We start from the raw sequence: 26,136 nt of genomic DNA, 5'->3' as shown, positions 1-26,136 counted from the left end.
GATCCCTCCTGTAAGTGCGGGTGCGGTCCCCTGCCGGTCGGCTAGGAGGCGGTGCACGAGCCGATGGTGGGGGCCGACCAGTCCCCGTTCGCCATGACCGTGAAGCCGAAGCTGGTGGCCGCTCCGGCGCCCAGGTCGCCGTTGCCGTTGGGCCTCATCGTCATGACCTTGCCGCTGCTGTCCCAGCTGGGAGTGCCGTTCCAGGTGGTGGAGACGCTCTGCGCGGAACGCACGGTCACCGTCACCGTCCAGCCGCTGATGGCGGAGGATCCGGCCGTCACCGTCACCTGGCCGTTGAAGCGGTCGCCCCACCGCTGCGTCTCGGAGTACGACGCGGTGCACGACTTGCCGTCGCCACCGCCTCCGCCACCACCGCTGGTGCCGCCCAGCGCGGTGAGCACCGCGGTGTAAGCGGGCTTCTTGGCGTAGTTGTTGTCGAACAGCAGCGGGGTGCCACTGGCGCGCCACGAGTACTTGTCGGTGACGCCCCATACGGTCATGCCGGTGCAGCGGGACACGGCCAGACACGCCTGGGTGACACGGCGGTAGCTGTCGGCCTGGGCCGTGCCGGAGCCCTCGATGTCCAGCTCGGTGATCTGCACATCGACGCCGAGGTCGGCGAAGCGCTGGAGGTTCTGCTGGTAGTCACCGGGGACCGGGGACTGGTTGTTGAAGTGCGACTGGAAGCCGACGCAGTCGATCGGCACACCGCGCGCCTTGAAGTCCTTCACCATGTTGTAGACGGCGTTGCTCTTCGCGTTCTGGCCGTCGGTGTTGTAGTCGTTGTAGCAGAGCTTGGCGCTCGGATCGGCCGCACGCGCGGTGCGGAACGCCTCCTCGATGAAGCCGTCACCGAGCTTGTCCTGGAACGGCGAGCTGCGCCGGGCACCGCTGTTGCCGTCCTGGAACGCCTCGTTGACCACGTCCCAGGCAAGGATCTTGCCCTGGTAGTGCTGCATCACCTTGGTGATGTGGTTGTTCATGGCCGAGCGCAGCTCGGTGGCGCTCAAACCGCCCACCCAGCCGGGGAGTTGGGAGTGCCAGACCAGAGTGTGGCCGCGGATCTTCATGCCCTTGCCCTGGGCGTGGTTCACGATCTGGTCGGCGCTGCCGAAGTTGAACGAGTTCCGGGAGCTTTCGACGGCGTCCCACTTCATCTCGTTCTCGGGTGTGACGGCGTTGAACTCGGTGTCCAGCGTGTTGGCGTACGCGGATTCGCCGAGGTGGTTGGCGGCCACGGCGGCGCCGAAGTAGCGGCCCTTGGCGGCCGCCGCGCCGCCGAGGGTGCTCGCGGCGCTGGCGGGACCGGACAGGGCCAGGACACCGGCCGCGGTGAGGAGGCCGACGACACCGAGGCTGCACGCCCTTCGGACGCGTAACCGAGGACGGCGATCTCCGCGCTCCTGATGGGCCTGACGGGAATCGATGACCATTGCTGTCCCTTCTTCGGGGTGCGGGTGGCAGTGGTGTGCCGATGGGCAACGATCGATGCGGAGTATGCTGCGGGGCTGACGCAACGTCAACGCTTCTTCCGGAATGATTCCGGTAGAAACTTCCGCCGCTGGTGGTGCCGCGCCGCCTCTGATCTGGGGCGTACCAGCGTGTACGCGTGGTCATCGATGGCGCAAAAGATCTCGCCCCCTCTGTTTCCGAAAAGTTTTCGGCGCCTCGTGATGTGTTATCGGTCGTGCTGCCCGCCTCGGTCAGCGACTGCAGTCAGGTGACGGATACCGCCCATGACCCATTCGGACGAGGATTCTGCTGCGAATCGGACTTCTCATGAACAAGGCGAATATCCATGCAGCAGATAACCTTGGGCGATGTCACCGTCACACGCGTCGAGGAATACTACGGATCCGTCGACCTGACGCCCCGGACCTTCTTTCCGGAAAGCCCTGAGGAGGTCTGGAAGGACAATGCCTCCTGGCTGGTCCCGGACTTCTACGATCCCGGCACCGATAACGTGCGGTCCGCGATTCAGACCTGGGTCCTGCGCAGCGAGGGCAAGACCATTCTCGTCGACACCGGAGTGGGCAACCACAAGCACCGGCCCTACGCACCGGTATGGAGCTATCTGGACACCGACTTCCTGGGGAATCTCGCCAGGGCCGGGGTGCGGCCGGACGACGTCGACATCGTGGTCAACACCCATCTGCACGTCGACCACGTGGGCTGGAACACCCGTCTCGACGGTCGGCAGTGGGTGCCGACCTTCCCGAACGCCACGTATCTCATCCCCGAGCGCGACTTCGAGTTCTGGAATCCGGAGAACGAGCACAAGCCACTGCTCGGCAGGGGCAATCAGAACGTCTTCGAGGATTCCGTAGCCCCCATCCGGGAAGCGGGCAAGGCGCTGCTGTGGGACGGCAGCCTCGATATCGACGCCAATCTGCGTCTGGAACTCGCCCCCGGACACACACCGGGATCCTCCGTGCTCGCTCTCGATTCCCGGGGCGACCGCGCGCTCTTCGTCGGAGACCTGCTGCACAGCCCGGTGCAGATCGCGGATCCCGACACCAACAGCTGCTTCTGCGAGGACCCGGCCGAATCCCGCGCCACCCGCCGCCGGGTCCTCGGCCGGGCCGCCGATCAGCACGCCCTCGTCTTCCCGGCGCACCTCGGTGGCCACGGCGCCGCCGAGGTGCGGCGCGAGGGCGGCACGTTCGCCATCAAGGAGTGGGCCGCCTTCGCACGCCTGTGACCGGCGGCCGCAGCGATACCGAGAAAGAGACACACCACGCATGACGAACCACACCACCGCCCCCGTCGTCGTGACCTCCCACGGCGCGGTCCGCGGCCGCCAGGAGGAACACGCCACCGTCTTCCGGCACATCCCCTACGCCGCCCCGCCACGTGGCGCCGCCCGGTTCGCACCGCCGACGCCGCACCCGCCGTGGGACGGTGTCCGGGATGCCACCGCCGCGGGCCCCACGGCACCGCAGCCGAGGCGCGACGCGTTCGGCCGGCTCGACATGTCCCCGTACTTCGGACAGGGCTGGGTCCCGGGCGAGGACTACCTCGCGGTGAACATCTGGACGCCCGACACCGCGCGCGACGACCTGCCCGTGATGGTGTTCGTGCACGGCGGCGGCTTCGTGGCCGGGTCCACCCGGTCCGAGCTCTACGACGGCACCGCCTTCGCCCGGGACGGCGTCGTCCTGGTCACCCTCAACTACCGGCTCGGAATACCCGGGTTTCTGCACCTCCCCGACGCCCCCGACAACCGCGGCCTGCTGGATGTGATCGCGGCGCTGCGCTGGGTCGGGGGGAACATCGCGGCCTTCGGGGGCGACTCGTCCCGGGTGACGCTCTTCGGCCAGTCGGCGGGCGCCACCATCGTGGGCGGGGTGGTGGCCGACCCACGGGCCGAAGGACTCTTCCATCGCGCGATCATCCAGAGCGGCAGCGGCCTGGGGGCGTTCAGCCGCGCCCAGGCGAGCCGGGTGACCCAGGCCCTCGGCCGCGCCCTGGGGACCGCCGCGACCGCGGAGGCGCTGGCGTCGGTCCCCGACGAGCGCTTCGTCGAGGCCATGCCGCAACTCGCCGGGATCGATCTCACGGTCGACGGGCGCTTCGATCCGCTGGTCGGCCTGAGCGCGTTCAGCCTCGTCCTGGACCAGCAGCCGGCCGAGGCGGTGGCCACCGGACGTGGCGCGGGTGTCGATCTGCTGCTCGGCACGACCGCCGAGGAGGGCAACCTCTATCTGGCCCCGTCGGGCCGCCTCACGTCCTCGACCGAGGAGGACGTCCACGCCACGGCGGCACGCTCGCACCCCGCCCCCGAGAAGCTGGTGGAGGTCTACCGCCGCGAGCGGCCCGGGGCGTCCCCGGGCGAGCTGCGGGCCGCCATCATGACGGACGCCCTGTTCGGCGCGGGCACCCGGCGGCTCGCCACCGCCCATGCCCGGCACCCCTCGTCGCGTACCCACGTCTACGAGTTCGCCTGGCGGTCCAAGGCGCTGGACGGACGGCTCGGGGCCTCGCACGTCATGGAGCTGCCGTTCGTGTTCGACCGCACCGAGCTCGCGCGGCTGCACGGACCCGAGGCGATCCTCGGCCCGACCGAGCCGCCCGCCGACCTCGCCTCCCGGGTCCACGCCACCTGGATCCGGTTCGCGAGGACGGGCGACCCCGGCTGGCCGCCGTACGACGGCGTGCGCAGGACGACCATGCGCATCGCCGAGACATGGACGCAGGTGGCGGACCCCGGCGCCCCGATACGGCTGGCCTGGGAATAGCGCCACCACGGGCCCGCCACCACGGGCCCGCCACCACGGGCCCGCCATCACGGACCCGCCACCACGGGCCCGCCACCACGGACTCGCCACGGACGACCCGCACCCCATCCGCTCCCCGCGGCGGATGGGGTTCCGCGGGTCCCGTGTGGTTTCGGTCCCGGCAAGGTCTTGACCAGAGGCGAAGTGGCTCCTACATTCCTCACACCCTCGAGGTAGATCGATTAACCACTCGTTAACCGCCTGGTTGGAGACCCCCGCAGTGCACTCACCGCTGACTCGGCGCGGCTTCCTCGCCGCCGGTTCCGGCCTCGCCGCCGCGACCGTCCTGCCCGGCCTTTCCGCCTGCTCCGCACTCACCGGCGCGGACTCCGATCCCGATACGCTCGTCGTGCACAGCCAACTGGGCACCACCGCCCCGGGATCCCCCACCTACCTCGCGGCCCTCGACCGGTTCCGCAAGGAACATCCGGGACTCAAGGTCAAGAACCTCATCAACGGCGACGACCTCGCGCAGGTCTACGAGACCTCGCGGCTGGCCCGCAAGGAGCCGGACGTCGTCATGGTCAACCTCTACGACAAGACGCTGGCGTGGACGGACGTCGGCGCCACGGTCGACGTCAAGGGCTATCTGGACGACTGGGGGCTGCGGGAGCGCGTGCTCCCGCAGGCGCTCGCCGAGTGGACCGACGCCAAGGGCAGGGTGCGCGCCTTCCCCTACTTCGCCACCAACTGGCCGATCGCCTACAACCGGGCCCTGCTGGACCGGGCGGGCGTCGACGCGATACCCACCACGGGCGACGAACTGATCGCCGCGTCCCGCAAGCTGCGCGCCAAGGGGATCGCGCCCGTGACCGTCGGTGGCAACGACTGGACCGGGCAGAAGCTGCTCGCCCAGATCATCCAGACCTTCCTCACCGAGGACGAGGCCCGGCACGCCTACACCACGGGGGACTTCGGCAGCAGAGGCGCCCGGGAGGGCATCGAGTACTTCGTGACCCTGCGCGACGCGGGTGTCTTCGCCGACAAGGCCCAGGGCCTCACCTCGGACTCGATGACCACGCAGTTCAACACGCAGGCCGCGGCGATCGAGTCGGCGATGTCCTCGGCGCTGGCCAAGGTGCCCCCGAAGGTGGCCCGGCACACCGAGGTCGGCGGATGGCCGCTGGCCGACGGCGCCGTGCACGAGAAGCCCACCATCCTGCGCACCTACACCCTGATCGGGTTCTGGATCAGCCCGAACGGCACCAAGAAGATCGACGCCGTCGAGAAGTTCCTGCGCTTCATGTACCGGCCCGACACCGTCGCCCGGTTCATCAAGGAGAGCGGCCGCGACATGGCGCTGCGCTCCGACACCGTAAGCACCGACTTCCCGCTGGTCGCCGCGGCGCAGCGGCTGGGCTCGACGGTGAGCCAGGCGCTGCTGCCCGATGTGTACGTCCCGCCCGCCGCGGCCCAGCCGCTGATCACCGCGACCAGCACCTCCTTCACCCGTGGCACCAGCGCCGCGAAGGTCCGCGCCGCGCTCGAGACCGCGTACCGCTCCGCGTGAACCGCCCGCCCGTTCGCTCATATCCCGAGCCCGACTCCACGGGAGCCACCTCATGACGACGCTGACGTCGCCCCCGGGCGGGGCCGCGATCCGCCACCCCGCGCCGCCCGCCACCACAGGCCGTACCGGCACACCCAGGCAGGGCGGCACGATCCTGGCCGTCCCGGCGCTGGTCTGGTACGCGGTCTTCATGATCGGCCCGGTGATCGCCATCTTCGTGATCGCCGCCCTGCACTGGCCGGGCATGCTCCAGCCGGTGTCGTTCGCCGGGCTCGGCAACGTCCGCACGGTCCTGGACGACCCCGTCTTCTGGGACGCGGTGCGCAACACCGCCGTCCAACTGGCGGTGGCACTGCCGATCATGATCGTGTGCGCCTACATGCTGGGCTACTACGTGGCGCAGAAGCCGCCCGGACACCGGGTGATCCGCTATCTGCTGTTCATCCCCGGCCTGATCTCCACCCCCGCCAAGGCCATGGTGTTCTACGCGGCGCTGTCCCCGGACGGACTGGCCAACGGCGCGCTCCAGTCGGTGGGGCTCGGTTCGCTCACCGACGCCTGGCTCGCCTCGCCGTCCACGGCCCTGGCCTGTCTGATCGCCCTGGACGTGTGGAGCGGGATCGGCTTCACCGCCGTCCTGTTCGCCGCCCGGCTCGACAGCGTCCCCGACGACCTCGGCGAGGCGGCCCAGCTGGACGGGGCCGGGCACTGGCGGACCATGTGGCGCATCCACTTCCCCGTGATCCGCGACTATGTCGGCGTCGTCACCATGCTCCAGTTCCTGTGGACCCTCTTCGGCTCCGCGCAGCATGTGCTGCTGCTCACCCAGGGCGGTCCCGGCAGCTCGTCCACGACGCTGTCGTTCCTCGTCTACCAGAAGGCGTTCATCGCCGCCGACCTCGGCTACAGCCAGACCGTCGGCGTCATCCTCTTCCTGGCCGGGCTCGTCGGGCTGCTCGCCATCCGCCGCGCGTTCCGCCAGAACTACTGACCTTGAGGCGGCTCACCATGAAACTCGGCAAGCGCTGGCTGCCCGCACACATCCTGGTGTGGACCTACGCGGTACTGCTGATCGTGCCGCTCTACTACTTCCTCGCCTCCGCGTTCAAGAGCAACGAGGAGATCTTCGCCCATCCCTTCGCACTGCCCGAGTCGCTCGGCTTCGGCAACTTCCGTACCGCCTACGACAGCGCCGACCTGGGCACGGCCGTCGTCAACTCCGCACTGGTGACGGTCCTCGCCCTGGCGCTGACCCTGCTGCTGGCGCTGCCCGCGGCGTTCGCGCTCGCCCGCTCCACGGGACGGCTGGCCTCGGCGATGGAGAAGGTCTTCTCGCTGGGCTTCCTGATCCCCACGTTCGCGGCGCTCTTCCCCACCTTCCTGCTCGCCGCCGCCACCGGGCTGTTCCACACCCGGCTGTTCATGGTCTTCTTCCTGCCCGCGACGGCGATGCCGCTGTCGGTGGTGATCCTGGTGCAGTTCATGCGGACCATCCCCAGGGAGATGGAGGAGGCCGCCCGGATGGACGGGGCGTCCACGTACACGGTGCTGCGCCACATCTACATACCGATGTGCCTGCCCGGCATCGCCACCGTGCTCCTGCTGAACTTCCTCACCTTCTGGAACGAGTACCTGTACTCGCTGATCATCATCGGCCCCGACCCCGAGCAGCGCACCGTCCAGGTGGCCCTGCCCACCCTGAAGGCCATCACCGGCACCGACTACGGGGTCCTCACCGCCGGTACCGTCCTGACCCTGATCCCCGTATGGGTCGTCTACACGGTGCTCCAGAAGCGCATGCAGCAGGCGCTCATCAACGGGGCGGTCAAGGCGTGAGCACGACCGCCGCGAAACCGGGACGGCGCCCCACCATCAAACAGGTGGCGGCCGCCGCCGGGGTGTCCACCGCCGCCGTGTCCCAGGCGTTCAACGACAAGGGCCGGCTGTCGGAGGCCACCCGGCAGCGCATCCTGGACACCGCGACGGAGCTCGGCTGGTCGCCGAGCGCGTCCGCCGCCGCCCTGCGCAGCGCCCGCACCCGCACCCTCGCCCTCGTGGTCCGGCGCCCCACCGATGTGCTCGGCGCGGACCCGCACTTCAGCGAGCTGATCACCGGTATCGAGGGCGAACTGGCGCCCCGCGGCTACGGTCTGCTGCTGCACCTGGTGGCCGGGGCCCAGGAGGAGAACGCCCTCTACAAGCGGCTCGCGGCCGAGGGCCGCGTCGACGGCGCCGTCCTGACCGACGCCCGCGCCGACGACCCGCGCCCCGCCCTGCTGGCCCGCCTCGGCCTGCCCGCCGTGCTGCTCGGTCCCCCCGACCGCGCCGCCGCCGTGCCACGCGTCGGCCTCGGCCACCAGGACGCCGCCGTCGAGGAGGTCGTCCGCCACCTGCTCGGGCTCGGACACCGGCGGATCGCCTATGTGGCGGGCCCCGCCGACCTGAAGCACACCCGGCTGCGCGGCGGTGTCTTCGAAACCGCCCTCCGGCAGGCGGGTCTGCGGCCCTACGCGGTCCTGCACACCGATTTCACCGAAGTGTCCGCCGTCGCCGCCACCCAGGCCCTGCTGGACGCCGCCGACCGCGCCACCGCGATCGTCTACGCCAACGACTCGATGGCGATGTGCGGCATCGGCGCCGCCCAGCGCGCCGGGCTGCGCGTCCCCGACGATCTGTCGGTCGTCGGCTACGACAACCTGCCGCTCGGCCGCTGGCTGCACCCCCGGCTGACCACGGTCGACCAGCAGGTGCAGCGGGTCGGCGCGGCCGCCGCCCGGCTGCTCCTCGCGCGCTGCGGCGAGAACGTCGAGGAGATGGCGCTCGACGACCGGCCACGGCTGGTCGTCCGCGAGTCCACCGGACCCGCCCCCGGCTGACACCCCGACCCCGACCCCGGCCCCGCGCCGGGCCACCCCCCACCCGTACCACCGACATCCGAGAAGGACCATGCGACGCCACAGCGCCCAGCTCACCCACCACCCCGCCGTCCTGCCCTGGCTCGGCGCCAACTTCTGGTCCCGCACCGGCGGGCCCCTGATGTGGCGCGACTACGACCCGACGACGGTCCGCGCGGAACTGCGGGTGCTGCGCGAGCACGGCCTGACGATGACCCGGTCGTTCTTCTACTGGCCCGACTTCCACCCAGAGCCCCACCGCGTGGACGAGACGCTGTGCGAGCGCTTCCGCGACTTCCTCGACGCCCACACCGAGACGGGCATGGGCACGGTGCCCACCTTCATCGTCGGCCACATGTCGGGCGAGAACTGGGACCCCGCCTGGCGCGGTGGCCGCGACCTCTACGAGGACGTGTGGATGGTCGGCCGCCAGGCGTGGTTCGTGTCCCAGATGACCCGCCGCTTCAAGGACCACCCGGCGGTCACCGGCTGGCTCATCACCAATGAGATGCCCGGCTACGGCCGCGTCTACCAGGTGGATCCGCCCTCTGCCGAGGTGGTGACCGCCTGGGCGCAGGCCATGTGCAACGCGGTACGGGCGGCCGGCGGCACCCAGCCCGTCTCCCTCGGCGACGGCGCGTGGGGCATCGAGGTCACCGGCCGCGACAACGGCTTCTCGCTGCGCGACACCGCCGAGTACGTGGACTTCGTGGGCCCGCACGTCTACCGCTCGGACACCGACCGGCCCCGTCAGCACCTGCGCGCCGCCTTCGAGTGCGAACTGGCGTCGGTCACCGGACAGCCCGTCGTCCTGGAGGAGTTCGGGCTCTCCACGGACACCGTGTCCGACCGGAACGCGGCGGTCTACTACCGGCAGACCCTGCACAACTCGCTGCTCGGCGGCGCCACGGGCTGGATCGCCTGGAACAACACCGACTACGACGACCTGTGGGACCGCTCGCCGTACGACCACCACCCCTTCGAGATGCACTTCGGCATCACCGACCACACCGGCGCCCCCAAGGCCCCGCTGCTCGAACTCGCCGCGTTCGCCGAGGTGCTGAGGGCCGTGGACTTCGCACACTGCCGACGCGCCGACGCGCACGCGGCCCTGGTCGTGCCCGCCTTCCTGGAGCGCGGCTACCCCTACAGCAGGCCCGCCGACCGGCCGCTGATCTTCACATCGCTGCATCAGAGCTATGTGGCCACCCGCGCCGCGGACCTGCCGGTGGGCTTCACCCGGGAGGCCGACGGACTGCCCGGCGACGCGGCCCTGTATCTGCTCCCCGCCACCCGCCAGCTCACCACGCGCACCCGGCGTGAGCTCGAACGCCGCGCCCACGCGGGCGCCACCGTCTACCTCTCGTTCTGCTCCGGCGAGCACCCGGGGACCCGCGGCCCGTGGTTCGACGACCTGGACGGGCTGTTCGGCGTCGAACTACAGCTCTCCTACGGCGTGTCCGAGCCCATCGAGGACGACGTCCTGGAGATGACGTTCACCGAGGACTTCGGCGGGCTGACGGCCGGGACCTCGCTGCGCTTCCCCGTAGCGGGCAACGAGGACAGCCGGGCGTATCTGCCGGTGGTTCCGCGTGACGCCCGGGTGGTGGCCGTCGACGCCCACGGGCGGCCCGCCCTCCTGGTGCGCGACACCGGGCGCGGCCGCACCGTTCTGGCCACCTACCCCCTGGAGCACATGGCCGCCCGCACCGCCCGCGCCAACCCCGAGGAGACCCACCGGCTGTACGCGGCGCTCGCCGATGTGGCCGGGGTCCACCGCCCGGTGACGGTCGACAGCCCCCACGTCGGCGCGGACCTCCTCGTCCACGACGACGGGCGCCGCTTCGTATGGCTGGTCAGCCAGAGCCCCGAGGAGGTCACCGTCCGCCCCGCCACCGAGGGAACGCTGCACGACCTCGCGTCCGGCGCGGCGACGGCGGATGTGACGCTCGGCCCGTACGGTGTGCGCGTCCTGGAGCTGACGTGACCGATCAGCTCTACCGCGACCCGACCGCGCCGGTGGCGGAGCGGGTCCGCGATCTGCTGGGGCGGATGACGCTCACCGAGAAGGTCGGCCAGGTCAACCAGCGGATGTACGGCTGGCACGCCTACGAGCGCACCGACAGCGGCCACCGGCTCACCGACGCCTTCCGCGCCGAGGTCGCCGCGTACGGCGGGATGGGTGCCCTGTACGGGCTCCAGCGGGCCGACGCCTGGTCCGGCGTCGGCTTCGCCGACGGCATCACGGCGGCGGACGGGGCGCGGGTCGCCGATGCCGTACAGCGACATGTCGTGGAGAACACCCGTCTTGGCATACCCGTGCTGCTCGTCGAGGAGGTTCCGCACGGCCACCAGGCCCTGGACGGAACCGTGCTGCCGGTCAACCTCGCCGTGGGCGCCACCTGGGACCCCGGGCTCTACGAGGCGGCGGCGGCCGCGGTCGGCGCGGAGATGCGGGCACGCGGTGGCCACGTGGCGCTGGTCTCCGCCCTCGACCTGGTGCGCGATCCGCGCTGGGGCCGTGCGGAGGAGTGCTTCGGCGAGGACCCGTATCTGGCGGCCCGGCTCACCGAGGCGCTGGTGCGGGGGATGCGCACGGCGGACGTGGCCGTGGTGCTCAAGCACTTCGCCGGACAGGGGGCCACGGTCGGCGGACGCAACAGCGCGGCCACCGAACTGGGCGCCCGCGAACTGCACGAGATCCATCTGGCGGCGGCCCGGGCCGGGATACGCGCCGGTGCGGCCGGGGTGATGGCGGCCTACAACGAGTTCGACGGCCTGCCCTGCGTCGCCAGTCGGCCGCTGCTGACCGAACTCCTCAGGGGCTGGCTGGAGTTGGACGGCATCGTGATGGCGGACGGTGGCGCCATCGACCGTCTGGTCCGGCTCACGGGCGACCCGGTGGCCGCGGGCGCCCTGGCCCTGAACGCCGGATGCGACCTCAGCCTCTGGGACGCCTGCTTCCCGCGGCTGGCCGAGGCGGTGGCCCGGGGGCTCGTCGCGGAGCGGACCCTGGACACCGCCGTGGCCCGGGTGCTGGCGCTGAAGTTCCGCCTGGGCCTCTTCGAGCAGCCCTACGCGCCTGCCGTGGACCGGCCCTCCGACCCGCATGAGCTGAGCGAACGCGTGGCCCGCGCGTCCATCACCCTGCTCGCCCACGACGGGGGAGTCCTGCCGCTGGCACCCTCGACCCGCCGGATCGCCGTCCTCGGCCCGAACGCCGACTCCGTCGCCCAGCAGATCGGCGACTACACCGCGCCACAGCGCCCCGGCTCCGACCACGTCACGGTCCTGGACGGCATCCGGTCGGCCGCCCCGCCGGACACCGAGGTCACCTACGCGCCCGGGTGCGAGCTGGTCGGCGGCGACCTCTCCGGGGTCCCCGAGGCGGTCGCGCTGGCGGGATCGGCGGACATCGCGGTGCTCGTCCTGGGCGGATCCAGCGCCCGGTCAGGTGACACCACCTTCGACACCAACGGCGCGGCGGTGGTGAGCTCCGCCAACCCCGCCGGTATGACCTGCGGCGAAGGTGTCGACCTGGCCGAACTGGGCCTGTCCGTCGGGCAGGTGGCGCTCCTTGACGCGGTGGCCGCCACGGGTGTGCCGGTCGTCGTGGTCCTCGTCCAGGGCCGTCCGCACGCCCTGCCCGACCTCTCGGAGAAGGCCGCGGCGGTGCTGAGCGCCTGGTACCCGGGCCCGTGGGGCGGGCGGGCCGTCGCCGACGTCCTGTTCGGCGCGGCCGGGCCCGAGGGGCGGCTGCCGGTGTCCATCCCCAGGTCGGCCGCGCAGCTGCCGGTGTTCTACAACGCCAAGGACCACCGGTACCGCGGCTATGTGGACCAGCCCGCCACCGGCCGCTACGCCTTCGGTCACGGCCTTTCGTACACCACGGTCGCGTACGCGCCACCACGGCTCTCCCGCGCCCGTGTGACCGCGGACGCCCCGACGCTCAGCTGCCGGGTGACCGTGCGCAACACCGGTGAGCGGCCGGTGCGCGAGACGGCCCAGCTCTATGTGCGACGGCTGTCGGGCGGCTCCTCGTGGCCCCGCGTGCGCGAGCTCCGTGGCTTCGCCCGCCTCGACCTGCGGCCGGGGGAGGAGGCCGAGGCCGTGTTCGCGATCGACGCCGACACCCTCGCCTCCGTCACCCGGGACCTGGGCCTCGCCGTCGAACCCGGCGAACTCCTGCTGGAGACCGGGCCCTCGTCCGGCGAAACGCAGGGGGCACGGCTGGTGGTCGAGCCGTCGAGCTGATCGCACGCTGTCTGGACGGTGATGTGATGGGGCGTCAGTATGGTGCCCGGGCGCGCCGGGTCCGGCGGAGCCGCGTTCGGGCACCATCGCTCACCCACGGGAAGGCCGCATGCCGACCAGGAGAACCCTCAGGTACCTGACGGGAATCGCGTCGATCCTCGCCCTGCTGGCCACGGCGCCGGGACCGGTCGCCACCGCCCAACAGCCCGCCGCGCAGGCGGCCCCCACCACCTCCGCCACGGCCACCTTCGCCCCCGCCCCCGCGGCCGACGCCTGGCAGCCGCCGCTGTCGACCCGCGGCCGGTACATCGTGGACGCCAAGGGCGACCGCTTCCGGCTCAAGTCGGCCAACTGGGACGGCGCGCAGGGCTCGTGGACGGGGAGCGGCAGTGTCGACGACCCCGCCAACCACCACTCCGGGCAGAACTCCTCCGGCATCCCCCTCGGCCTGGACCGGGCGCCCCTGCCGACACTGCTCGCCGACTTCCATCGGCTGGGCATCAACAGCATCCGGCTGCCGTTCTCCAACGAGATGATCCATGCCGCGGCGACCGTGCCGGACAGCGCCGTAGCCGCCAACACCCAACTGCGCGGAAAGACACCCCTTCAGATCTTCGACGCCGTGGTGTCCGCCCTCAGCCGGGACGGCTTCGCCGTCATCCTCAACAACCACACCAACACCACCCGGTGGTGCTGCGGCATCGACGGCAACGAGCGGTGGAACAGCAGCCAGTCCACGCAAGCGTGGATCGACGACTGGGTCTTCATGGCCCGCCGTTACGCCGACGAACCACGTGTGGTGGGCGCCGACCTCTACAACGAGGTGCGCCGCGACGTCCTGGACGACCCCAACTGGGGCCTTGGCGACGCGCACGACTGGTACACCGCCGCGCAGCGCGCCGCCGACCGCATCCTCACCGAGGCCGACCCCGACCTCCTCATCGTGATCGAGGGCATCAACTGGACCGGGATTCCGGTGGACGGGCTGCCCCATGAGCGCCCCACCCTGGCCCCCGCGCGCACCCTCTCGCACACCCTCACAGGCGCCCACAAGCTGGTGTACTCGGCCCACTTCTACGGATACACCGGCCCGCGCCACAGCGGTGCCACCGGCGTCGGCGAGACACATGACCCCCGGTACCAGGACCTCAGCCGCGATGAGCTGTATCGAACCCTCACCGACCAGGCGTTCTTCGTCGCCGAGGACAGCGGGAAGCACTACACGGCACCCGTGTGGATCAGCGAGTTCGGTATCGGCTCGGCCGAGACGGGCACCGCGCCGCGCGCCTGGTTCACCCATATCACCGACTACTTCGCCGACCGTGACGCCGACTTCGCCTACTGGCCACTCGTGGGCTGGGAAGGCCACGACGACTGGGCGCTGCTGCGCTACGACTCCACGGGCCGCAGATACGGAATCCTCGACCAGGGCGACTGGCGCGGCACGGCGTGGCAGCGGCTGATGACCGCGCCCGAACGCACCGGCCCCGTCGACCGCGTCCCGACCTGGCGCATGCTCGTCACCGACCACGGCGACCATGTGCAGTCCCTGATCGAACGGGCCCGGGGCGACTGGGATCCGGGCGCCTACAAGGCAGCCTGCCCCGATGGGCTGCGGCTGATCGGCCTCAGCCACACCTCCGGGCGCGGGCTGTGCACCGACACCGGCGCCGACGACCCGCGCGCCCCCGGCACCGCCCATACGGTCGTCACGGACGAACGGTACGTACCCGCCGGTGGCGACTGGGCCTCCGGCTACACCAAGTTCCAGTGCCCCTCGGACCAGTTCCTCATCGGCTACAGCCGCCGTGGCAGCCGGGTGTCCGCCGGGCTGTGTGCCCCGGCCCGGACCTCGTTGGGCGCCACGGGACGTGCGGTCTGGTTCGACCGCTCCGACAACCGGCCCGCCGACGCCGCGGGGGGCGACTTCGCCCACGGCGCCTACAAGGGCCAGTGCGCGGACGGCGAGTACGCCGCCGGTATCGCCTTCACCACGCGGGTGGGCAGCTCCGGCAGCCCGGACGCGCTGCTGTGCCGCCGCCTGTCCTGAGCGGTCGTCCGTCCTGAGCCGTCGCTGCCCCCGAGTTGCCAGTCCCGTCGCCACCCTTGCCCGAATCTGACGGACCGTCATATCGTAAAGCGGTGCGCGCAGCCGTTGTCGCACGACACCCGCTCGACCGGATCAGGAGTTACAGGGTGGAGCCGCACACCACACCCGGGGCCGCGCCGAAAGTACGTGCCCGCGCGGTGACCCGCACCTTCGGGCACGGAACCCGGCAGGTGCACGCCCTCGGACCACTCGACATGGACATTCGGCACGGGGAGTTCTGCTGCATCGTCGGCCCGTCCGGATGCGGCAAGTCCACGTTCCTGCGCATCGTCGCCGGACTCGTCCGCCCCAGCGGTGGCGAGGTCGAGATTCGCGCGCGTCGCCGGCATCCGGCCGCGATGATCCCGCAGGACTACGGCATCTACGACTGGAAGACCGTGCTGGCCAACGTCCGCTTCGGCCTCGATGTGCGGCGGGTGCCGCGCAGGGCGGCCGACGCGCGGGCCCGGGACTGGCTGGCCCGGCTCGGTCTGTCCGACTTCGCCGACGCCTACCCGGCCACCCTGTCGGGCGGGATGCGGCAGCGGGTGGCGATCGCCCGCGCGCTCGCGGTGGAGCCGGAGGTGCTGCTCCTGGACGAACCGTTCGCCGCGCTCGACGCCCAGTTGCGCACCATCCTCCAGGACGAGTTGCTCGCGGTCTGCCAGGCCACCCGCACCACCGCACTGTTCGTCACCCACAGCCTGGAGGAGGCGATCGTGCTCGGGGACCGGGTGGTGGTGATGTCGGCCAGGCCCGGCAGGGTGATCGCCGAACGGCACCCGCCGTTCGAACGCCCGCGCACCGGGGCGATGCGCCACGCTCCGCAGTTCGCCGCGTTGCGGTCCGAGCTGTGGGAACTCCTGCGCGACGAGGTACAGCGGGGCGGGGCCGGTGCCGCCGCTCCGGCGGACCCGGTGGGGAAGCCCTCATGAAGGGCGAGAACGCGGCGGCCTCGGTCCCGGCCGCGCGGCCCGGTCAACACCCCGGCGAAGGCGAACGGGGCGGCGGGTCCGCCGAGACGACGCTGCTGGTGCGGCGCCCCGGGCCGGGGGAGCGCGATCCGGTCCGCGCCCACCGGCGCCGCCGCGCCATCGAACTCTCCCTCGCCCTCGCCGTGCCCGCCGCGCTGATCCTGCTGTGGCAGCTCGCCGCGGATCAGCGCTGGATCGACTCGCGTATCTACCCCGCGCCGTCCACGATCGCGGCGGACGGCTGGCAGCGCGCCGCCGACGGCAAGCTGTGGCCGGACGTATGGGCCACGCTGAAGCGGGTGATCGCCGGTTATGCGCTCGGCACCGCCGCGGGCTATCTCTTCGGGCTGCTGATGGGCGCGCTGCGGATGGTCCGCGCGGCGCTGGAACCGTTGCTCGACGCCCTGTACGTCGTGCCCAAACTCGCGCTGCTCCCCGTGTTCCTCAACATGTTCGGCCTCGGCGAAGGTCCCCAGATCGCGCTCGTCGCGACCACCGTCTTCTTCTTCGTGTGGATCTCCACGATGGCCGCCGTGATGGGCGTCGCCGAGGGCCACCGGGAGGCCGGACAGGTATTCGGCGCCGGTCCCTGGCAGATGTTCCGCCATGTCCTGCTGCCCGCCTCGCTGCCGCAGGTCCTCGTCGGCATGCGGGTCGCGGCCGGGGTGGCGGTCCTGGTCATCGTGGCCTCCGAGCAGATCGCCGCGAACGACGGCCTCGGCCACCTGATCTTCGACTCGCGGACGCTGTTCCAGAACGACGTGATGTTCGTCGGCATCGTCTGCGTGGCCGTGCTCGGCGTGGTCTTCTCCGAACTCGTCCGGTTCGTCGGCCGCCGGCTCACCCCCTGGGCGCCGCGGGACCGCGGCCGGCCCCAGTCCTGACCTCCACCTCGGCTCCGACACCCGGCCCCCGGCCCCCGGAAGGCGGCATCCATGGCACGGACACCCTCCCTCGCCCGCGCCCTGCTCACCGGCGTGACCCTGCTGGGCGTCCTCGGCTCCCTCGGCTCCCTCGCCGCCTGCGACGCGCAGACCTCGGAGTCGGCGGGCCCGGGCACGCGCGGCAAGCCCCGCCCGATCACCCCCGTCGCGGGCTGCGCCAAGGGCTGGACCGACCCCTCCGACAGGTCCGCCGGCCGCGGGCCCGCCCGTTGCGCGCCCGGCGCGCCCGCGCCGAAGCCGCTGAAGAAGAAGACGAAGGTCGTCGTCTCCGCCTCCACGCTGACCGCCGAGTATCTGGCGCCCCTGCGGATCGGCGTGGCGAAGGGCGAATTCAGCAAGGAGAAGCTCGACGTCGAGGTGAAGCTGCTGCCCACCCCGGACGCGCTGCCACTGCTCGCCAAGGGCGATGTCGACGTCCAGTACGCGGCGCCGGAGGCCGCCGTGCTCAACGGCATCCGGCAGGGGTTCGACATTCGCTGGGTCGCCGGCAACTTCACGCCCGCGCCCGGCTCCAGGAGCGGATTCTGGGCCAGGCTGCGGCCGGGGGAGACGGCGGGCGGGGTCAGCCTCAAGGACCGTACGGTCGGCACCCTCATCGGCAAGGGCTCGGTCATCACGTACCCGATGGAGAAGGTGCTCTCCGCGCACAAGGCCGACATGGACAGCGTCCGCTTCCAGCAGCTCGGCCCGGCCGAGGTGCTCGCCTCGCTGAAGAACGGCGGAGTGGACGCGGCCTGGCTGCTCGACCCGGTGTGGCGCCAGGTGGACGGCGACGCGGACTACGCCTTCCTCGGCGGTCAGCCGAGGGGCGAGCCGCTCGGCGGGCTCCTGTTCGGCCCCGATCTGCTGACCGGGGACCCGGACGCGGGGGTCGCGTTCCTGCGCGCCTACATCCGCACCGTCAACACCTACTTCGCCGGGGACTACAAGAAGGACAAGGCGTTCCTCGACGACCTCGGCGACGTGCTCAAGACCGAGCCGGACACGCTGGCCGCCGTGCCGTCGCTGCGCATGGACTGGGAGATTCGCGCGGGCACCGTGGACCGCCTCCAGAAGGCGTACGCCACCGCCGGGGTGGTGGAGGGCGACCCGCTGCCCGAGGACAAGGTCGTGGACCGCTCGTTCTACGCGGAGGCGGTCGGCCACAAGCCGTAGGCCCTGCCCGGCGGGGCGGGGGCGGTGCTGACCCCCTGCGGGGTTCCGGGGGCTGGCCCCCACGCGCCCGGGGCGCTGCCGCCATGGTGCCGCATGGTCTCTGGTCCGTACGTTTAAGCAGGTCGGAGTGTTGCTGACCGATTCAGGACCGGAGTCTTCCATGTCTCAGGCCACCGCGCCGCCCCTCCCCACCGCGCCGTCCGTGTCCACCGCGTCCGGCGGCGGCACCGCACCACAGGGGAGCGACTTCGCCCCCCCCTGCTGCGGCAGGTCGAGGGACAGGGGCTGCTGGAGCGCCGCAAGGGTTGGTACGCGCGGATGATCGTGGTGAACCCCGTACGCCGAGACCAGGCTGCTCGACTCCTACCGGCAGGGGCTGAGCCATATGCACACGGTCGGCGCCGCGGCCGGGCCCCGGTGAGCCCGTCCCCGGCCCCGGCCGCCCCGCACGGTCACAGCGGGCCGAGCAGGGCGGTGGTGAGCCCGCACAGCGCCGTGATCAGATCCTGGCCCAGCGTCCGCCAGGAGTCCTCCGCCGCGGCGGGGTCGATACGGCCGTTCGCCAGGTCGTACTCCAGCTCGGCGAAGGCGTGCACCGAGAGCTGGCGCACCATCGTGCCGTGCCGGGCGAAGAGTTCGGGGCGGACGCCGTCCCGGCGAATGCCACCGAGCTCGTTGAGCAGCCGGTACGACGGGGTGTCGAGGTGTTCCTGGAGGACGTAGTCGCGCAGCGCGGGCTCGACCAGCGCCTGTGCGAAGAAGCGGGCGGACCAGGTGGGAGTGCCCGCTTCGATGTGGTTCTCGACGGTCGGCAGGATGAGGCAGCGGTAGTGCTCCTCCAGGGACACGGTGTCCTGCCCGCGCAGCGCCTCCACCATGGGGATGCGGTGTTTTTCGACCAGCCGGGTGTGGCTCGACAGGATCGTCCTGATGAGCCCGTCACGGCTCTCGAAGTGGTACTGAACCGCTGAGTTGTTGCGCTGGCCGGCTGCCTCGCTGATCTGCCGGACCGAGACGTTGGCGAAACCGTGCTCGGCGTAGAGCCGCTCGGCGGTGCGCATCAGCTTGTCGCGCGCGAGCGCCGAGCGGGGAGACGGCGGGGCAGCCGGGCCGGGAGGGGTCATTCCGCTAGGCGAATCGCCCCGGTCGGGCACACCGCGGCGGCCGCGCGGACGGCTTCGTGGTGTTCCGGCGGCGGAGCACTGTCCAACACGACGACACTCCCGTCTTCCTCTCGCTGGTCGAAGACCTGATCGGCCCTGGCCACGCAGAGCCCGCTGGCACAGCAGGCATCCCCGTCAACAGTGATCCGCATGGTACCTTCCTCGCTCCTTTCGTCCACGGTGGTTTTCAGCGGCCGAGCTTCTCACGGTTGTTCACCAGGTGACGGTTTGTTCACCAGGTGACCCACATGTCCTCGAAGCCGCCCGCCGAGACCCCCTCCCGGGTGCGGAGGTCCGCCGCGGTGTCCCGCAGCCGCAGCTCGGGCAGGCGCCGGACGAAGGTGCCGAGGACCACCTGGAGCTCCACCCGGGCGAGCGTCTGGCCGACGCAGAAGTGCGGTCCCGCGCCGAAGGTGAGGTGCTGGGCGCGGTTCTCGCGGTGCGGATCGAACCGGTCGGGGTCGGGGAACTTGCGCTCGTCCCGGTTGGCGGCGTGCAGATTGACGAACAAGGTGCTCCCGGCTTTCACCGGCACCCCGTTGACCTCGGTGTCCTCGGTGATGAACCGGGGGATGCCCACACCGCCGTTCGCGTCCATCCGCAGTGCCTCCTCCACTACGTCCGGCACCAGTCCGGGAGCGGCGAGCACGGCCTCGTAGCGCTCCCGCTCCGAGAGCAGCATCGCCGTCATCTTCAGGATCATGTTGGAGGTGGTCTCATGCCCGGCCAGCAGCAGCCCGACCGCGGTGGCGATGAGCTCGTCATGGCTGAGCCGGCCATCCTCGCTGTCGGAGATCTGGGTCAGCTCGCTGAGCAGATCGTCGCCGGGGTGGGCGCGTTTGCGCTCGATCAGGTCCGAGGCGTACGCGCGGAACTCCCGCTGGGCGTCGTCGACTTCGGCTTGGGTGTAGCGGGTCAGCGTGAGCAGGGTCTCCGACCAGCGCGCGAACCTGTCCTGGTCCTCGCTCGGTGCGCCCAGCAGCGCGCAGATCACCTGCACCGGAAGGGGAAGCGCCAGCGCCGCCCGGAGATCTACCGGCGCCCCCTTGGCCACCATGTCGTCCACCAGCGCGTCGGCCATCTGTTGAATGCGCGGCCGCCACGCCTCCATCTTCTTCACCGTGAACGCGCGGCTGATCAGCCGCCGCCACCGCCGGTGCCCCGGGCCCTCCTTGTTGTCCACGTCGCCCACGGAGGGGCGGCTGAACACCCCGCCGTCCTCGGTGGTCGACATGCGCGCCGCGCCCTCCCGTTCGAGGTTGCGGCTGAACCGCGGGTCGGTCAGCAGCCCGCGGACCTCTTCGTACCCGGTCAGCAGCCCGACGACATCCCCGCTGGGCATCCGTACGTGCGCCACGGGGCACTTGGCCCGGGTCTCGGCCCACTCCTTCGGGGGTTCCAGCACATTCGGCTGCTCGAAGGGGTAGTTCGGGATGGCTTCGGTCATGGGGGGACTCCTCCGATGTCGGGGACCTCCGATCACCGTAAGACGGTCGTCTTATTAAGGCAATCGCCTTACGGTGGGATGGCCGACAATCGCCGCGCGCGTCACCGGTTCCACGGGCTCTGTCGCTGCGCGAGCCTGCCTCTCGACTCGCCGAAGGTCGCGAGGTTGTTGTGGTCGCGGTGGCGGGGGCACTGGCACGGCGGCCACGCCTGCCCCAGCGAACAGGCGTCGCTTTTCTCCTCGGCGAGGACGGATACGATCGCGCGGCGGGTGGTGACGATCCCGTTGTGCGCCATGGTGTAGACGCGCATCGTCATCTTCGGTTCCGGCCGCGACGCACGCGGCGCACAGGCCCGAATGTGGCTCGGTGGGTTTGAACGCCAGAGCCGCGCCCTTCGGCACACGGCGCTGTGGGAAGGGTTCGGGAGTACGTGACGCATGAGGCACGCGCGGCGGAGATCAGGCTCTACGAGGTCGGAGTCATCCCCGGTCTGCTCCAGACACCGGAACATGCGGCGACGTTGCAGACGGACGCCGTACGTCGGGAAGCGATCACCCCCGCACAAGCCATGCCCCACCTGACGGCCTATCAAGCTACAGGCCGAAGCCCTCTCTCAGGCGGCATCCGTGGCCATGATCGAGCAGTTACGAAAGGGCACCCCGTGACGACCGAATCCCCCCGTTGGTACAAGTCCTCATACAGCGGCAACGGCGGCCAGTGCATCGAGGTCGCCGCAAACCTCGCCGCCTCGCGCGGCGAGGTCCCCGTCCGCGACAGCAAGGACCCGCACGGCCCGGCGCTCGTCTTCGAGCCGTGCGCCTGGTCGTCGTTCGTGGCCGCCGTCAAGTGCGGGGAGTCCCCCGCCACCTGACGCGCACAGCACCAGCCACCAAGTGAGCGGCCCCCGTGACCCGGGGGCCGTTGTCAGGCCGGGGGATCACGGTGCGGCCACACCGGGAAAGCGTCCCGCGAAACTGACGGATACTCGCGCTAGTGTGCGCGCGTGAACCTTCATGTCGTCATAGGATTCGGGCCCGCGGGGGCGGCCACTGCTCGGCTGCTCGCCGAAAGAGGCCATACGGTACGCGTCATCACCAGGTCGGGCCGGAGCCCGGAACCGGGTATCGAGCACGTCGCGCTGGACGCGACGGACAGGGAGCGACTGACCGAGGCCGTGCGGGGCGCGGCCGCCCTCTACAGCTGTGGCGCACCGCCCTACCACCGCTGGGCGAGTGAATGGCCGCCCCTGGCCTCGTCGCTCCGCGCGACCGCCGAGGCCACCGGGGCGGTCCTGGTCATGCTGGGCAACCTCTACGGCTACGGCCCGGTGGACGGCCCCATGACCGAGGAACTGCCGCTTGCGGCCACCGGTACCAAGGGGCGGGTGCGCGCCACCGTGTGGGAGCAGGCGCGCGACCTCCATGAGCAGGGCCGTATCAAGGCGGTCGAGGTGCGGGCCTCGGACTTCTTCGGGCCCGGGGTGACCGACGGCGGGCACCTTGCCGCGCGGGTCATGCCCCCCGTGTTGCGCGGCAAGTCGGTCTCCTCGCTCGGGGACCCCGACACCCCGCACAGCTGGAGCTATGTCCCCGACGTGGCCGCCGCCCTGGCCGAGGTGGCGGGCGAGGAGCGGGCCTGGGGGCGCGCCTGGCACGTACCGACGGCGCCCGCGCTGTCCACCCGGGAGATGGTCGACCGCCTCGCCACCGAGGCGGGGACCGGACCGGTCGCGGTGCGCAGGCTGCCGTCGGCCGTGCTGGGTCTCGCGTCGCTGTTCTCCCCGCTGCTCCGCGAGCTCAAGGAGGTCCGCTACCAGTTCGACCGGCCGTTCATCATGGACGCGAGCGCCTACGAAGCCGAGTTCGCGGTGCGCGCCACCCCCGTCGACGATCAGGTCAAGGCGACGGTGGAGTGGTGGCGCGAGCGACTGGCCACCGCCGGGCGACGGCCGTGACAGCGAAGGAATCCACAGTGGGCGCAAACAGAACGCGGCGCGATGACGTCGCGATCGTGGGAATGGCCTGCCGGTTCCCGGGGGCGCGGAACGTCAACCAGTACTGGCGGCTGCTCAATGAACCGCGGGCGCAGTTCGCCACCGTCCCGGACTCGAGGTGGCGCACCGCCACCTTCCTCAGCGACAACTTACGTGACACGTCCTCGGCCTATACGGACACCATGGCGCTGCTGCCGGACGTGGGCCACTTCGACGCGGCGCACTACGGCATCCCGCCGCGCCGGGCCAGATCGATGGATCCGCAGGGGCGGCTGCTGATCGACCTGGCCCGGGAGGCCATCCAGGACGCCGGATGGGAGGCCGAGGGCTTCGACCGCGAGGAGACCTCGGTGATCACGGCGCTCACCGAGAGCGGCTATCGCGAGATCAGTACCCTGCGCATCCGGATGCGCCAGCTGACCGGCGGCGAGTTCGGGGCGCGGGCCGCCGATCCCCGGTGGCCGGAGACGGTCCGCGCGGTGGACGGGCTGCACGGCTCGTCCGTCGCCGGACTCCTGCTCAACATGGGGCCGAACACCGTCAGTTCGGTCTTCGATCTGCACGGCGAGAGCTATGCGCTGGACTCGGCGTGCTCCGGTGGCCTCATGGCCGTGGCCAACGCCGTGTTCGCACTGCGCGCGGGCCGCTGCCGCATCGCCCTCGCGGGCGGCGCCCAGCTGATCCTCACCCCCGATCTGCTGGTGGGGCTGTGCCGGATCGGCGCCATCTCGCGCACCGGCAGATGCCTGCCGTTCGGCGCGGAGGCCGATGGCTTCGTCCTGGGGGAGGGCGCCGGGATCCTGGTGCTGCGCCCCCTGGCCGACGCGCTGGCCGCGGGCGACCGGGTCTACGCGGTGATACGGGGCGTGGGCACGGCCAACGACGGGACCGTACAGGGCGGAATGCACCCCCAGGCGGCCGGTCAGCTCAGGGCCCTGCGCCGGGCCTACCGCGACGCCGATCTGACCCCGGACGCGGTGGGCTACCTCGAGGCGCACGGCACCGGGACCACCGTGGGCGATCCGGTCGAGGTCGGGGTCCTGGGCGAACTGCGGGGCGCGCGGGGCGCGCCCGCCTTCCTCGGCGCGGTGAAGGCGGTGGTCGGACACGCGCTCAACGCCGCCGGGGTGGCGGGGCTCGTCAAGACCGTGCTGGCCGTGCACCGGGGAGTGATACCGCCACAGCCGGAGTTCGACCTCGCCGACCGCTCGGGGCTCGACGCCGCGCGGCTGATCGTCCCGACGAAGCCCACCGTATGGCCGGAGTCCGGGCAGCCGCGCCGCGCGGGGGTGAGCGCGTTCGGCTTCGGTGGCACCGGCGTCCATCTGGTGGTCGAGGAGTGCGCCACCGCACCGGCCCGCCCCGCACCGGACGAGGGGCCGCAACTGCTGGTGCTGAGCGCCCGCGACCGGGCCGGGCTGGTCCGTTACGCCCGGGAGCTGGCCGACACCCTCGGCGAGGACCGGCCGCCGCTGGCCGGGGTGGCGGACACCCTGGCCCGCCGGGCTCCGCTCGCCGAACGCCTCGCCCTGGTGGCCGAGGACACCGCCGACGCCGTCACCAAGCTGACCGCCGCCGCCGAGGCCGTGGCGGCCGGCCGCACCGGGCAGCTCGGGCCGGGGCAGCTGACCGGCACGGTGCCACCCGGTGCGGAGCCGGAGGCGGCGGTGCCCGGCTCGCTGTCCGCCGGGGAACGCCCTGCCGCGCTGGCCCGGCTCGCCGAGCGCGCGGTCACCGGCGCGGGGCTCCGCCCGGTGATGGAGCACATACCCCCCTGCACCCTGCCACCGAGCCCGCTCGCCCCGCGTCACCACTGGGCGGTGGACGAGTCGGCACGCGCCCCGGAGGAGGCCCCGCCCGCCCTCGTGGCGGTGGGGGAGGGCCGGACCGGGCCGGTGGACGGGCGGGCCGGTGGCGGATCCGCGGCGTCCATCGTGCTCGAAGAGCTCTCGCGGACCGGCGTCTTCCCGCTCGCCGATCTGACCGAGCGGATGGAGCTGGTGACCGACCTCGGCTTCGACTCCCTGATGCTCCAGGAGCTGGAGGTCAACATCGGCAAGCGGATACCCGGATTCCGCACCGAGGAGATCTTCGCCCCCGACCTCACCGTGGCACGGCTGGTCGGGCTGGTCGATCCGCATCTCACCGGGGATCCCACCGGGGAGCCCGTCCCCGGGGAGCCACTGCCCCGGGAGACACGGGGGGACGAGGACGGGGACTGGGACGCGGCGACCGCGTGCGCCGATGACTTCCCCGAGGTGCGCCAGTTCGAGGAGCGCCTGAGCACGATCACCGGCAGCGGCGCGGACTTCCCGTACTTCCGCGTCCACCAGGGCACCATCCGCGATACGACCATGATCGACGACAGGCCGTATCTGTCCTTCGGCAGCTACAACTACCTGGGGCTCTCCGGCCATCCGGCGGTCAACGAGGCCGTGCACCAGGCGGTGGACCGGTACGGGACCTCGGTCTCGGCGAGCCGGGTGCTCTCCGGCGAACGGGATCTGACCGTACGGCTGGAGCGGGCGCTGGCCGACTTCCTCGGCACCGCGGACTGCCTGGCGCTGGTGAGCGGCCACGCCACCAACGTCACCGCGATCGGGCACCTCGTCGGGGCGCGGGACCTGGTGGTGCACGACGCGCTCGCCCACGACAGCATCCTCCAGGGCTGCGCCCTGTCCGGCGCGGCGCGGCGCCCGTTCGCCCACAACGACATCGGCGCGCTGGAGGACACACTGCGGCGCAACCGGTCCCGGTTCAGACGGGTGCTGATCGTCGTGGAGGGCGCGTACAGCATGGACGGCGATCTGGTGGACCTGCCCGCCGTGATCGAGCTGAAGCGGGCTTACGGCGCCCTGCTGATGGTCGACGAGGCGCACAGCATCGGCACCGTGGGCGAACGCGGCCGTGGCGTCGGCGAGTTCTTCGGCGTCGACCGGGCCGATGTGGACCTGTGGATGGGCACCCTGTCCAAGACGTTCGCCAGCTGCGGGGGCTATCTCGGCGGCTCGGCCCGGATGGTGCGGTGGCTGCGGCACACGCTGCCGGGCTTCGTCTACAGCGTCGGCCTGACCCCGGCCAACGCGGCCGCGGCGCTGGCCGCCACCGAGCTGATCGTCGCCGAACCCCACCGGGTGCGCGCCCTGCGGCGCAACGCGGAGCTCTTCCTCGGCCTGGCCGCCTCGGCCGGTCTGGCGACGGGCACCAGCGCCCACACCCCGATCGTGCCGTGTCTCCTCGGCGACTCGGCGAGAACCCTGCGCATCGCGGACCGGCTGTTCGACCGCGGTGTGATCGCCGATCCGATCTTCCACCCCGCCGTGGAGGAGGGGCTCGCCAGGCTGCGGTTCTTCGTCACCAGCGAGCACCGTGAGGACGACATCCGGCGCACCGTGGCGATCCTGGCCGAGGAGGTGGCGGCCACCGGGGGATGAG

The 26,136-nt window shown here is 71.6% G+C and carries 20 protein-coding genes and 2 pseudogenes; 17 read left to right on the top strand and 5 right to left on the bottom strand.

Going from position 1 to position 26,136, the window contains the following annotated elements; genetic code table 11:
- Positions 1 to 41: 41 nt before the first annotated feature.
- Complete coding sequence (locus tag KHP12_RS11945; protein ID WP_086880464.1) at positions 42 to 1,433, bottom strand: glycoside hydrolase family 10 protein; 1,392 nt, start codon at positions 1,431 to 1,433, stop codon at positions 42 to 44.
- A 365-nt stretch (positions 1,434 to 1,798) separates the two neighbouring features.
- Here KHP12_RS11945 and KHP12_RS11940 point away from each other — a divergent pair, with 365 nt between their 5' ends.
- The 13 genes and pseudogenes from KHP12_RS11940 to KHP12_RS50935 form a co-directional block, all read left to right on the top strand.
- Positions 1,799 to 2,701 (top strand): MBL fold metallo-hydrolase, encoded by a 903-nt coding sequence (locus KHP12_RS11940; protein ID WP_086880465.1) that lies wholly within the window; start codon positions 1,799 to 1,801, stop codon positions 2,699 to 2,701.
- Positions 2,702 to 2,741: 40 nt separating this feature from the next.
- Positions 2,742 to 4,238 (top strand): carboxylesterase/lipase family protein, encoded by a 1,497-nt coding sequence (locus tag KHP12_RS11935; protein ID WP_086880466.1) that lies wholly within the window; start codon positions 2,742 to 2,744, stop codon positions 4,236 to 4,238.
- A 259-nt stretch (positions 4,239 to 4,497) separates the two neighbouring features.
- Positions 4,498 to 5,787 carry an ABC transporter substrate-binding protein gene (locus KHP12_RS11930; protein ID WP_211832930.1) on the top strand — a complete coding sequence of 430 codons (1,290 nt, stop codon included), beginning with the start codon at positions 4,498 to 4,500 and terminating at the stop codon, positions 5,785 to 5,787.
- A 52-nt stretch (positions 5,788 to 5,839) separates the two neighbouring features.
- A complete protein-coding gene (locus tag KHP12_RS11925; RefSeq protein WP_086880468.1) occupies positions 5,840 to 6,778 on the top strand; it encodes a carbohydrate ABC transporter permease in 939 nt (312 codons plus the stop codon).
- Positions 6,779 to 6,795: 17 nt separating this feature from the next.
- Positions 6,796 to 7,623 carry a carbohydrate ABC transporter permease gene (locus tag KHP12_RS11920; RefSeq protein ID WP_086880469.1) on the top strand — a complete coding sequence of 276 codons (828 nt, stop codon included), beginning with the start codon at positions 6,796 to 6,798 and terminating at the stop codon, positions 7,621 to 7,623.
- Positions 7,620 to 8,663 carry a LacI family DNA-binding transcriptional regulator gene (locus tag KHP12_RS11915; protein WP_211832929.1) on the top strand — a complete coding sequence of 348 codons (1,044 nt, stop codon included), beginning with the start codon at positions 7,620 to 7,622 and terminating at the stop codon, positions 8,661 to 8,663. Before KHP12_RS11920 ends, KHP12_RS11915 begins: the two co-directional genes overlap by 4 nt.
- A 70-nt stretch (positions 8,664 to 8,733) precedes the next feature.
- Positions 8,734 to 10,668 (top strand): cellulase family glycosylhydrolase, encoded by a 1,935-nt coding sequence (locus tag KHP12_RS11910; RefSeq protein ID WP_211832928.1) that lies wholly within the window; start codon positions 8,734 to 8,736, stop codon positions 10,666 to 10,668.
- Entirely contained in the window at positions 10,665 to 12,935 is a 2,271-nt protein-coding gene (locus tag KHP12_RS11905) for a glycoside hydrolase family 3 N-terminal domain-containing protein (RefSeq protein ID WP_211832927.1), read from the top strand. Before KHP12_RS11910 ends, KHP12_RS11905 begins: the two co-directional genes overlap by 4 nt.
- Positions 12,936 to 13,044: 109 nt before the next feature.
- Positions 13,045 to 14,985 (top strand): glycoside hydrolase family 5 protein, encoded by a 1,941-nt coding sequence (locus KHP12_RS11900; RefSeq protein ID WP_211832926.1) that lies wholly within the window; start codon positions 13,045 to 13,047, stop codon positions 14,983 to 14,985.
- Between the two features lie 146 nt (positions 14,986 to 15,131).
- Positions 15,132 to 15,959, top strand: a complete 828-nt coding sequence (locus KHP12_RS11895) for an ABC transporter ATP-binding protein (protein ID WP_037961396.1) — start codon at positions 15,132 to 15,134, stop codon at positions 15,957 to 15,959.
- Positions 15,956 to 16,882, top strand: a complete 927-nt coding sequence (locus KHP12_RS11890) for an ABC transporter permease (protein ID WP_244202660.1) — start codon at positions 15,956 to 15,958, stop codon at positions 16,880 to 16,882. Before KHP12_RS11895 ends, KHP12_RS11890 begins: the two co-directional genes overlap by 4 nt.
- 51 nt (positions 16,883 to 16,933) lie before the next feature.
- Entirely contained in the window at positions 16,934 to 18,097 is a 1,164-nt protein-coding gene (locus KHP12_RS11885) for an ABC transporter substrate-binding protein (RefSeq protein ID WP_086880874.1), read from the top strand.
- 160 nt (positions 18,098 to 18,257) lie between these two features.
- Positions 18,258 to 18,430, top strand: a pseudogene (locus tag KHP12_RS50935) (acyl-CoA desaturase); the annotation flags it as partial.
- 119 nt (positions 18,431 to 18,549) lie between these two features.
- Here the strand turns inward: KHP12_RS50935 and KHP12_RS11880 are convergent.
- The 4 genes from KHP12_RS11880 to KHP12_RS11865 all read right to left on the bottom strand — a co-directional run bounded on the left by KHP12_RS11880 (position 18,550) and on the right by KHP12_RS11865 (position 21,024).
- The gene (locus KHP12_RS11880) at positions 18,550 to 19,221 is read right to left on the bottom strand and encodes a TetR/AcrR family transcriptional regulator (protein ID WP_086880875.1); all 672 of its coding nucleotides are present in this window, start codon (positions 19,219 to 19,221) and stop codon (positions 18,550 to 18,552) included.
- Entirely contained in the window at positions 19,218 to 19,412 is a 195-nt protein-coding gene (locus KHP12_RS11875) for a ferredoxin (RefSeq protein ID WP_086880876.1), read from the bottom strand. Before KHP12_RS11875 ends, KHP12_RS11880 begins: the two co-directional genes overlap by 4 nt.
- 80 nt (positions 19,413 to 19,492) lie before the next feature.
- Complete coding sequence (locus KHP12_RS11870; RefSeq protein ID WP_210610257.1) at positions 19,493 to 20,707, bottom strand: cytochrome P450; 1,215 nt, start codon at positions 20,705 to 20,707, stop codon at positions 19,493 to 19,495.
- A gap of 101 nt (positions 20,708 to 20,808) precedes the next feature.
- Positions 20,809 to 21,024, bottom strand: coding sequence for a hypothetical protein (locus tag KHP12_RS11865; protein ID WP_086882474.1), 216 nt, complete (start codon positions 21,022 to 21,024; stop codon positions 20,809 to 20,811).
- 93 nt (positions 21,025 to 21,117) lie between these two features.
- On the opposite strand from KHP12_RS11865, the pseudogene KHP12_RS52875 reads away from it, so the two are divergent.
- From KHP12_RS52875 to KHP12_RS11850, 4 genes and pseudogenes are all read left to right on the top strand, one after another.
- A pseudogene (locus KHP12_RS52875) lies at positions 21,118 to 21,198 on the top strand (hypothetical protein); the annotation flags it as partial.
- Between the two features lie 171 nt (positions 21,199 to 21,369).
- Positions 21,370 to 21,579 (top strand): DUF397 domain-containing protein, encoded by a 210-nt coding sequence (locus KHP12_RS11860; protein ID WP_086882473.1) that lies wholly within the window; start codon positions 21,370 to 21,372, stop codon positions 21,577 to 21,579.
- A 132-nt stretch (positions 21,580 to 21,711) separates the two neighbouring features.
- Positions 21,712 to 22,662, top strand: coding sequence for an NAD-dependent epimerase/dehydratase family protein (locus tag KHP12_RS11855; protein WP_086882472.1), 951 nt, complete (start codon positions 21,712 to 21,714; stop codon positions 22,660 to 22,662).
- Positions 22,663 to 22,724: 62 nt separating this feature from the next.
- Complete coding sequence (locus KHP12_RS11850; RefSeq protein ID WP_245011294.1) at positions 22,725 to 26,135, top strand: aminotransferase class I/II-fold pyridoxal phosphate-dependent enzyme; 3,411 nt, start codon at positions 22,725 to 22,727, stop codon at positions 26,133 to 26,135.
- Position 26,136: the final 1 nt, after the last annotated feature.

This window comes from Streptomyces asiaticus, assembly GCF_018138715.1.
Lineage (GTDB): Bacteria > Actinomycetota > Actinomycetes > Streptomycetales > Streptomycetaceae > Streptomyces > Streptomyces asiaticus.
This window is presented reverse-complemented; position numbering and strand designations above follow the sequence as displayed.